This window comes from Kitasatospora sp. NPDC004669 (assembly GCF_040609455.1).
Lineage (GTDB): Bacteria > Actinomycetota > Actinomycetes > Streptomycetales > Streptomycetaceae > Kitasatospora.
In genome coordinates, this window is record NZ_JBEXKB010000145.1 from 1 (window position 1) to 9,494 (window position 9,494).

At 69.3% G+C, this 9,494-nt stretch carries 4 protein-coding genes; 3 read left to right on the plus strand and 1 reads right to left on the minus strand.

Features of this window, described 5'->3' with window-relative positions; all coding sequences use genetic code 11:
- Positions 1–417 precede the first annotated feature (417 nt).
- The 3 genes from ABZW30_RS45585 (at position 418) to ABZW30_RS45595 (ending at position 6,247) form a co-directional block, all read left to right on the plus strand.
- Positions 418–3,141, plus strand: a complete 2,724-nt coding sequence (locus ABZW30_RS45585) for a hypothetical protein (protein ID WP_355677238.1) — start codon at positions 418–420, stop codon at positions 3,139–3,141.
- A gap of 7 nt (positions 3,142–3,148) precedes the next feature.
- Positions 3,149–4,912: a hypothetical protein gene (locus tag ABZW30_RS45590; protein ID WP_355677239.1), complete on the plus strand. Its 1,764-nt coding sequence runs from the start codon at positions 3,149–3,151 to the stop codon at positions 4,910–4,912.
- A gap of 354 nt (positions 4,913–5,266) precedes the next feature.
- Positions 5,267–6,247 (plus strand): hypothetical protein, encoded by a 981-nt coding sequence (locus ABZW30_RS45595; protein WP_355677240.1) that lies wholly within the window; start codon positions 5,267–5,269, stop codon positions 6,245–6,247.
- Between the two features lie 88 nt (positions 6,248–6,335).
- Here ABZW30_RS45595 and ABZW30_RS45600 read toward each other — a convergent pair whose 3' ends face one another.
- Positions 6,336–8,870 (minus strand): Helicase associated domain protein, encoded by a 2,535-nt coding sequence (locus tag ABZW30_RS45600; protein WP_355677241.1) that lies wholly within the window; start codon positions 8,868–8,870, stop codon positions 6,336–6,338.
- Between the last annotated feature and the right edge of the window lie 624 nt (positions 8,871–9,494).

Sequence of the window (9,494 nt, forward strand, 5' to 3'; positions counted from 1 at the left end):
CGTGGTCGTCATGGCCAAGCGCCCCGCCTGAGGACCAGGCCCCGGAGGCGGCACGCTCTGGACTGTGCCTGAGCCCTCTACCTCCCAGCCCCCCCGACATCTGACCAGCCCCACACGACGCCGCCTCCGGAGTCAACCCCCGAAGGATCTCCGGAGGCGACCACTTAGCCCAGGGGGTTCCGGCTCGCTCGGATTATCGCTGGGCGTGACGACCTGCAGAGCTGGTGCCGGGCCCGCTGCCCTCCCGGAAGGTCGTCGCAGACCGTCATGAGCGTGACGGAAGGTTACCAACTGTCGGGCGTCGTAGCGTTGTTCACGCCCGCAGCGGAGTTCCACCGGTTTGAATCGGGGGAGCGCCGGGGTGACGATGGTCGTGCACGCACACTCCCGGCTCCGCACTCGCGGGAAGTGATATCGATGCTCATCGTCACATTCCTGGGCAAAGCCGCGGTGCCCTCACCCGCGGTGGGAACCGGATACAGCATCTGGTCCTACCAGGTCTCGTCCAACGGGCCCGGCGCCAGCGGCGGTGGCGACCTCCCGGCGGGCGTGCAGGTCGCCCTCGGCATGCCCGCGACGGTCGACGTAAAGGGCCAGGAGTCCTATCCCGCCCTGCCGCAGCTCCAGGGCATCTCCATCCAGCGGGACCAGACCTCGACCCGCCAGTACGCGGTACGGCAGGCCACCGCACCGGGCACGCAGACGATCTCGTTCGTGGCGCCGAGTACCGACAGCAGCTACGAGCTGCTGTTGGCGAAGGCGCCGACGGGCCAGGCACTGGCTCCGGTGCCTTACATGACCAACACGAACAGCGCGCCCCAGATCCTCCAGCTCCTCCCCGCGCCCGCGGTGGGGGCGCCCGTGTCCAACGGCCGCCCGCTGTCCGACTTCGCCGGGACACTGCCGTACAGCAGTGAGGTGTTCGGGGTGTTCCAGCCGCTGGCCGGCTGGTACGGGCTGCAGAGTGCGCTGCGGGCCGCCAGGGGCTCCGGTGACGCGGCCCTCGCCGGCCTCGGCCGCCAGGCGTTCTCCGGGGAGTCCGCCCGCGCCCTGGAGGGCGACGCCCTGGCCGCGCTGGCATCCCGCTTCGAGACGGCCATACCGGGAGTGCTCTCACCGGTGGGCCTGGTCAACCTGTTCCGGCAGTACTTCTTCGAGTTCGACACGTTCCTCGGCCCGCCCGCCGGTCATCTGTGGATCAGCCCGGGCGGCACGGTGGAGGTCATCGAGACCAGCACGCGGCGCACCCTGGTCGAACAGACCGCCGAGCAGTCCACGGAGGAATCCCGCAAGGCCGAGGAGAGCCTGACCAGCCAGGACGACCTGGCCGACGCGGTGAAGGAGGACCACGCGAACGACACCAAACTCGGCGTCGGCGCGAGCGCCGGAGGCAGCGCGGCCGTCTTCCACGCAGAGGCGAGTGCGAGCTTCAACACCTCCACCACGGTCAAGACCTCGTCCGAGCAGACGCACAAGCACAGCCGCGCCCAGAGCTCCAAGGCGAGCAGCGAGATCAGACGGAACTTCAAGACGACCTTCAAGACGGTGACCGAGAGCACGGACACCACGAGCCGTCGCTACGTCGTCCAGAACACCACCGACAAGCTGGTCAACTACGAACTCCGCCGGAAGATGCGCAAGGTGGGCGTCCAACTGCAGCACATCGGCTCGCGGCTGTGCTGGCAGGTCTACCTGGACGGGCCCGGGCGCGATCTCGGCATGGGGGACCTGATCCACGTGGTGGCCGCACCGGACCTGTCAGGCCTGAAGAAGCCGGACCCGCCCCCGCCCCTGGAGGTCAAGATCACCGAGTTCACCGGGCCCTTCCCGATCCGCAAGACCCCGGGCACCCCGAACGACATCCCGATCAACGAGGACTTCCCGTTCCCGAGCGTTACCTCCGAGGGGATCCACGAGATCATCAGCTACAACTTCAACGACCACATGGTGTCGACCGCGGAGTTCACAGCGGATCCGCCGGCGCCCGGGTTCACCCTGGTCGGTGTGGCTCTGAAGGCGGCCAAGTCCGGTGGCGGTGACACCAAGTTCATCGCCCACGACCCGATCACGATACTGAACGCGGACACCGGCCGGTTCGGCGTGATGGCGGACTTCCTGAACTCCGGTGACGCCCACCTCGCCCAGCTCACCTTCTCGCTCACCTGGAAGCCGCCGGCCACAGATCCGGCGCACGACCAGTACCAGGCGGACCTGGAGGCCTACAACCAACAGGTCACCCAGGTCCAGCGGGACGGCTTCGCCAACGCCGTCCGGGACCGGCTCAAGCTGGTGAGTTCGATGCGCCAGCGGCCCTTCGAGGACCTCCGCAACGAGGAGCGCCAGAGCGTCTTCGGCCGACTGATCGGCCAACTGGAACTGTTCCAGGACGCCCACCTCGGCTCCGAACTGATCCGGCAGATCTTCGACGTCGACGAGATGCTGTACTTCATGGCGCCCGACTACTGGCGTCCGACCACGGTCGGCGCCGCCGCTGCGCCGCCGCCCCGACCGCACCCCAACAAGGACAGCCGCGGCCGGTACCCGATCCCGGAACCGCCGTCCCTCGACGGCCTGACCGTGGCCGGCTGGTACTCGCGCACCGACGTGGACAACGCCCTCGACCCGGTCGGCCAGGCCACCCTCGAATGGCGGGTCGACTACGCCATCACCGAGGAGACCCAACCCGCTCCCATGGGCAGCTCGCTCGGCTGGCTGATCCAGATCGACGGCGACGCGCGGCGCAACGAGTTCCTCAACGCCGCCTGGGCCAAGGCCGTCCTGCCCGTGCGGCCCGGCCGTGAGGAGGAGGCCCTCGCCTGGCTCGCCCAGGCCCAGGTCGAGGGGGAGGCCGCCCTCGGCCAGCCCTACGTGGCCCAGCCGGGCGACCCGACCTCCTACCAGGGGAAGAAGGTCGGCGAGGTGCTACAACTCCTCACCGCCGATCTGCGGACCACCAACGCCGACATGTCGAACGAACTCGCCACGGAGAAGGCCTTCGAGACCGGATTCGACCCGCTGGCCGGCGGGTTCCGCGACGCGGATCCGTACCAGATCTTCGACCAGTGGGTCGAGGTGCTGCCCACCGACCAGGTCGTGGCCGTACAGGTCAGCTACGACCCCAAGACCGGACAACAGCAGTGAGCCCGGCATGGCCTTCACCGCGACCGTCCGCTGGCGGCAGCCCGGCGAGAACGAGCACTTCCTGCTGCGGCGCCGCTCGTTCGGCGGCGACCCCGACGGCTCGGTGGACCTCGACCTGGCCTCCCTAACCGCCGCCGAGCAGGCCGGCTGGGACAGCCCCGGCACCGGGAGGCCCTGTCCGACGACCGGCACCCCGTCGAACACCGAGACCGCCTTCACCGTGCCGGACGACGCGCGGGCCCTGCGGCTGACCTTCACCGTCCGGCTGCGAGTGGGGCAGAACGACGAGGAAGTGCTGTCCGTCGTCCAGCGGTTGACCATCGGCGCCGCGGGCCTGCTGCTGCCCGACGCCTACCTGCACCCGCGCTTCGCGCTGACACTGGTGAACCGCGGCGGCGGCTCCGAGGTGCGTCAACGGGTGCCCAGTTGGGGTCCGAGCGGAATCACGGGCCGGTTCCTCGGCCGCCACCCGCTGATCACCGTGTCCGGCGGGCCGGTGATCCTGGTCGGCACCGAGTTCCTCGACGTCACCAACCTGTGGTGGGGCGTGCACTTCCGGATCTGCCACAACAACATCGAGACCGACTTCAACCCCTGGTACCTGGAGCCGCTCTGCACCGCCAATCCCGGGAGGCTCCGGGTCCTGCTCAACACCCGGGTCGTCCCGATGCTGTGGTTCGCGAGCACGCCCCAGGAGCTCGGGAAGGCGGAGGAGACCACCGACAACCTGCCGCTGCCGGACGGGACCACCGTGGGCGGCTACGTCTTCCTCCGGCCGCTCGCGAGCGCCTACTCCTACCCCTCCACCGATCCGGGCGTGCTGACCTCACCGCTGCACGCCACCAAGGGCATGCGCAACCTCTGCCGCTACCTCCTGCAGGGCCACACCCGGTCCCAGCGGGGGAAGATCGGCGGGCTGCCCGACAACAATCAGCTGTTCGACCACAGCCCCAATACCGCCAACCCGCTCGGCGCCTTCGGGGCCCTTCCCTGCGGCATGGAGTACGCGCTGGACCGTTCCGCGGTGAAACTGCTCGACCGGACCCGCAGCGTCCGGCTGCTGCTGCTCCCGGTGCCGGCGGCCAACGTCCCCGGCGGGTACGGCGGCGTCGTCGGCCCGGGCAACGCGGGCCGGACCGCCGCCGCGCTGCGCCTGCTGTGGAGCCGCGGGGCGATCGGCGGGCCCGGACAACAGCTCCTCGAACCGGGCGGATCGCCACCCCCGATCCCGCCCCAGGCAGGCGCGGCCGCTCCAGCCGGCGGGACGCTGCACCTCGCCGACGACGTCTGGGTGGGCGCGTACAGCTCGGGAGGGCTCGCCCTGTGGACACTGCTCGGTGACGCCGGGAACCGGGCCTCCGCCGGCCGGGTGTTCGTCTTCGACACCAACGGCTTCCGCGTCCCCGGCATCGACCTGCTGGTGAAGACGGCACAGGCACGCCGGGGACGGTTGCAGGTCCGTATCGTGTGGAGCCCCTTCGACATGGGGCCGCCGGGTGCGGACTTCCTCGGGCGGATGAAGGCGCAGGGAGCAGCGGTGACCGTCTGGCCGACGGCGGGTGACAAGTATTTCCACGCACCGCCGAACGCCGACAACCGGTGGGCCGAGTACGTCTTCGCGGACGCGAAACCGTGGAGGCCGACGATGTTCCCCAGCGGCAACCTCGGGGGGTGGTGGCACCAGTTCGTGGTCTTCGCGGGGGAGGTGATCGAGGTCGACCCCCGGGATCCGCGCTCCGTGAGCTTCATGGAAGCCACCATGCTGCCGTGAGGCGGCTACGCGTCCCTTCCGGCGTCTTGTCGAGTGACAACGGCGGCCGCGCAGCCGTCCCGACGGCCTCCGGGTCGCTCTGTTCGATGCGGGCCAGCAGCCGGGCGACGGAGTCGGTACTGTCGCGCAGCGTGGCGACGTGCGCGGCGCGGGCCCAAAACCGGCCCACACCCAGCTGCCCGACGCAGATAGCCACCCACGAGGGAAGGCCATGAATTGGACCGGCCCGCTCAACCGGCAACAGATCGAGCCGCTGAACACCCTCAGCACAACCCGCCCCACCTGACCCCTGACAGTGGTGGCGGCTAGGGTCCGTGTGTCGGTCTGCCGTCAGCTGAAATCGAGAGGCCCTTGATGGCCCATGTGACCCCACCACGCCGGGTGGATATCGCCGCGGTCTTCCCGGAGCTGGTGCCGTTGGCACGGCAGACGGTGCGTCTGCACCCGCGCCTGGGCGAGCCGACCGTCCACGACAGCTCGGTCGGCGGCCCGTTGCTGTGGCCGGCCGACGAGCCGTGGCCGATGTGCGCCGGACCGCACCCCGAGGACAGCGGGCTGCCGGTGTCGCTGGCCGATGTGCGGGCGCGCCGCAGCATCCTCAAGCGAGGCTGGACCGACGGGAGCCCGACCGCACAGGAGCGAGCGACACTCAAGGCGACGCGGGAGGGACATCCGTGGAGTACGGGCCCGAACGCCCTGCTCCCGGTAGCCCAGCTCTGGACACGGGACATCCCCTCGCTGCCGTGTCCCGAGGACACAGACCTGCTGCAGGTACTGTGGTGCCCGCTGAACCACGACCCGGAGTGGATGCCAGCCACCCATCTGGTGTGGCGCTCCTCCACGAAGGTCGACGCGCTGCTGACCAATCCGCCGCTGCCGGCCGACGTGGGGCACTACGGAGACTACGTGCCCGAGCCGTGCGTCCTGCACCCCGAGACGGTGACGGAGTACCCGGCACCGCTGGAGCTCGAACGGGGCCTGGTGGAGCGGATCGAGGACTGGTGCGAGCGGGAGTTCACCGGCACCGACCCGAGGTACCGGTACGCCGAGAGCTACTACCAGTACGAGCTATCCGTCGCCCCCGGGTGGAAGATCGGCGGTTGGGGACCGTGGAGCTTCAGCGATCCGGCGGTCATACGGTGCACCGCCTGCGAATCCGTCATGAGCCCGCTGCTGACCATCGCCTCCAGTGCTCTGGACGGCAGCGGCTGGGACCCCGTCGACGACCGGAACAGCAAGCAGAACATCGGCATCAACATCGGGCGGAGCTACAACATGCAGCTCTACCACTGCCCGACCTCCTTCGACCACCCGCACCTGGAAGTCATGCAGTAGAAAGCCGATGCCTCCGGCACCCGGGCAGGCCCGTACGGCCTACCCGGCCATTGCCGCAACCACCACAGCCAGAACCACGGCGCGCCGCTCACGCCCCCTCCGCCGCCCACTCAACCCCGAGCGCAGCGAGCTGCCCGAGCTGCTCCGGGCTGAGCTTCTCCCGGCGTGCCTTGGTGTTGTTCAGCCAGGCACCCAGCGACAGCCCCTCGGCGGCCTTGAAGGAACGGGGAACACGTGCGTGGCCCTCCCATTCGACGAAGGCGGCGAGGGCGGCCAAGCCCTGCTGGAACCGGTAGGCGTGCGACACCCGCGGCTTCGCCGCAGCCGCCGCCCGCGCGGCCGTCAGCTCCTGGTCCTCCTCGATGCCGATCGCCATCAACAACTCGCGCTGCTCCTCCACCAGATCGGGCCACTCAGCCCTGACCCGGTGCACGAACCGGCCGAGCTGCTCGCCCTCGAACGCGGTGTCCACCGGCAGCGTGGTCCAGTTGACCCGCCCGTCGGCCTCCAGCCACCACTGCCGCGCCACGGCGTAGGTGCGCTGCCAGGTGATCGGCCAGGCCGGGCACCACCAGGGGTCGATCTCCTCCAGCGCGGCCCGGCGCTCCGGTGCGAGGGCCCCCGGCTGGTCGGCCGGTACCTGGGCCGCGGCGCGTAGTTCGGAGAGCCACGTGCCGATCGGATAAGAACCGACCGACGCCCGGGCCGGCGCGGCCAGAGACGAACCGTGCCCCTTCGCCCAGACACGCGCCCAGCCCAGGCCGGCCTCGAAGCGGGCGTCGGACACGGACCAGATCATCCCGAGCGCATCCAGCATGTCGACCCGGTGACGCGCCAATTCACCCACAGAATGCTCACCACGCCTATCCGACAGCCATTTCCCAAGCGGAAACTTCCCGTCCTCTCCGACCATTGCGGAATATGGAACATCGAGCCCACCGGTTTCCTCGTGCCAGCGCCTTGCGTGGTTGATCCCCTCCCGCCAGAACTGATTCTCACCGGTCAGCACCCGCGACGCGATGAACAGCGCCAGCACGTTCTCGTCCACCGGTGTCTGGAACCGGACCGGCAGCGTGAACGCCCCCGCACCGACCTCACCGGACCAGCTCTCACCAGGACCTGAAGCCGCCTCAGCGCTGCGCCCCTTCGTGCGCTTGCCGGACTTCTGGGGCACGGCGAGGGCTTCCACCACGCGTGCATCGTGAGATCTCAAAGCAGTCAAAATACGAACGAGCGGACCATAACTGTCCGACTCCAGAATGTCCCCGGGCTCCTCGCCGGGCTTGAGGAAGACCGGTACGATCAGCGAGGCGGTCTTTCCCTCGCCGGGCTTCATCCGCAGGGCCCGGCCGATGGCCTGGACGATATCCACCATGCTTCCCCGGCCCTGTAGAAGAACAGAATCTGCGTCTGGGATATCGACCCCTTCGCCGAGCACTTTGCACTGGGCGACGACCCGATGCCTCAGGCCATCCTCCTCACCGCTGCTCCCAAAATCGGCGATGACCTTCTTGCGGAAGTCGACGTCGTGCTCACCGGAGAGCCACTGTGCCCAGAACTCTTCGGGGTATTTCTGCGGGTTCTCGAAGTGCAGTTTCTCGACGGTCTGGTTCAGTGTCTCGGCGAAGTAGCGGGCTTCGATGGTGCGGTTGTGGAACGTGATGCAGCGCTCCAGGCCGCGCTCCACCATGGTCTTGACCAGCCCGGCCTGGATGGCCGCGCTGCGCGCGGCCGGCACCTCGTCCTCGCTCCCGTCCTCGGCCTCGCCCACGCCCGGCCCCCAGGGCACGCCCTGCCGCTCGGCCCCCTTGCGGTCGCCGAGGGGGTCGCGCAGTTCCAGGACCACGATCTCGAACGGGGCGAGCAGCTTGCGGTCGATGGCCTCCGCCAGGCCCAGGGTGAACACCTGCGGGCCGTAGACCTGCTGGTCGTCCATGGACACCGCCAGCTCCTCCGGCAGCGGCTGGCGGGCGTCCTCACGCCGCCGCATCGCCCTGCTGGGCGGCGCCCAGATCCGCGGCGTCGCGGTCATGTACAGCCGCCGCTGCGCCGGGATCTCGGCCTGGTCGTGCACCACGGTCCAGGTCTTCTCCACGCTGCCGGAGGACCGGTGCGCCTCGTCACAGACCATCAGGCCCAGCGGGGGCAGCAGCTCACCCTGGCGCTGCGCCCAGTAGGCGTAGGCATCGGCGACCGCTCCGACGGAGGTGTAGGTGGCGAAGACGGTGGTCGGCCGGCGGTGCCTGGCGGCGTGCTGGAGCCACCTACCGATCATCAGCGGGCTGGTCGTGGCCATCACGCCGAACGGCAGCCCCGAATCGACCAGCGAGCAGACCGCGTGCATGTCCCCGGAACGGCCCGCGGCCCGCCACGAGCCGACCATCTGCACCAGCAAGTCCAGCGTCGGCACCACGACCAGTACCGTCCCACGCGGGGCGAGTCTCTGCCCGGCCGCGGCCCCCACGTAGGACTTCCCGGACCCGGTGGCCATCTGCACCGTGACCCGCAGCCCGTTCGGAGAGGCCGGCCGACCCGGACGGGGCGTCAGACCCCGCACGATGGCCTCCAAGGCCTCCTCCTGATGCCCCCGCAGCGAGACGCCGGCGACGGACTGAGTGGCCATCAGGCCCGGCTTTACGACGTTCACGAAGACGTGTCTCCCCTCACCCATTCCCGAGCCCACACCCGGGACCACGCGGGAAATGCTGACAGTGTCCTACTGATACATTCGGCGGACCGGCAAAGAAACCCCGACGCTCTGAAAGCGAGCCCGATCGAAGCGACTATCCGGCAGGATATCATTCCCTGGTCACGAATTTCGGCGAATACCCGAAATGCACGGGTGCGGACCCCGCTTCCGGCGGGATTGTCAGACGCTCCAAGACTAATACATCGAGAACCGATGCTCACCCTGCCAAGGTAGCGCACCTCATCTCCCGAGGGAGCTGAAACTCCGATCTGAACCCAGGGCTAGACCAATTCAACAGGAGTGAAGCGGGCCTGCACGCGCCTCCGGCGTGCCACCCTTCACCCAGTTAGCCTGCTTTGAGATCAGTCAAAGCTCAAGCTCAGCGACTCGAACGGGCATCAGCCCCTCGGCACCATGGAGCGAAGCGGAGTGGTGCCAGCCCGGGCGCGGAGCGCCGGGCCCGCCCGGGCGAAGCCCGGGTGCGGACACGCGGAGCGGGTCCGCCGCCTGACCGAAGGTCAGGCGCGAACGGAGGGCCGAAGGCCCGTAGGGACCCGC

What these genes read in the sequence shown, in the direction of transcription:
- ABZW30_RS45590 (WP_355677239.1), top strand. Translation starts at nt 3,149, where the DNA reads ATGGCCTTCACCGCGACCGTCCGCTGGCGGCAGCCCGGCGAGAACGAG.
- ABZW30_RS45600 (WP_355677241.1), bottom strand. Translation starts at nt 8,870, where the DNA reads ATGGCCACTCAGTCCGTCGCCGGCGTCTCGCTGCGGGGGCATCAGGAG.
- ABZW30_RS45595 (WP_355677240.1), top strand. Translation starts at nt 5,267, where the DNA reads ATGGCCCATGTGACCCCACCACGCCGGGTGGATATCGCCGCGGTCTTC.
- ABZW30_RS45585 (WP_355677238.1), top strand. Translation starts at nt 418, where the DNA reads ATGCTCATCGTCACATTCCTGGGCAAAGCCGCGGTGCCCTCACCCGCG.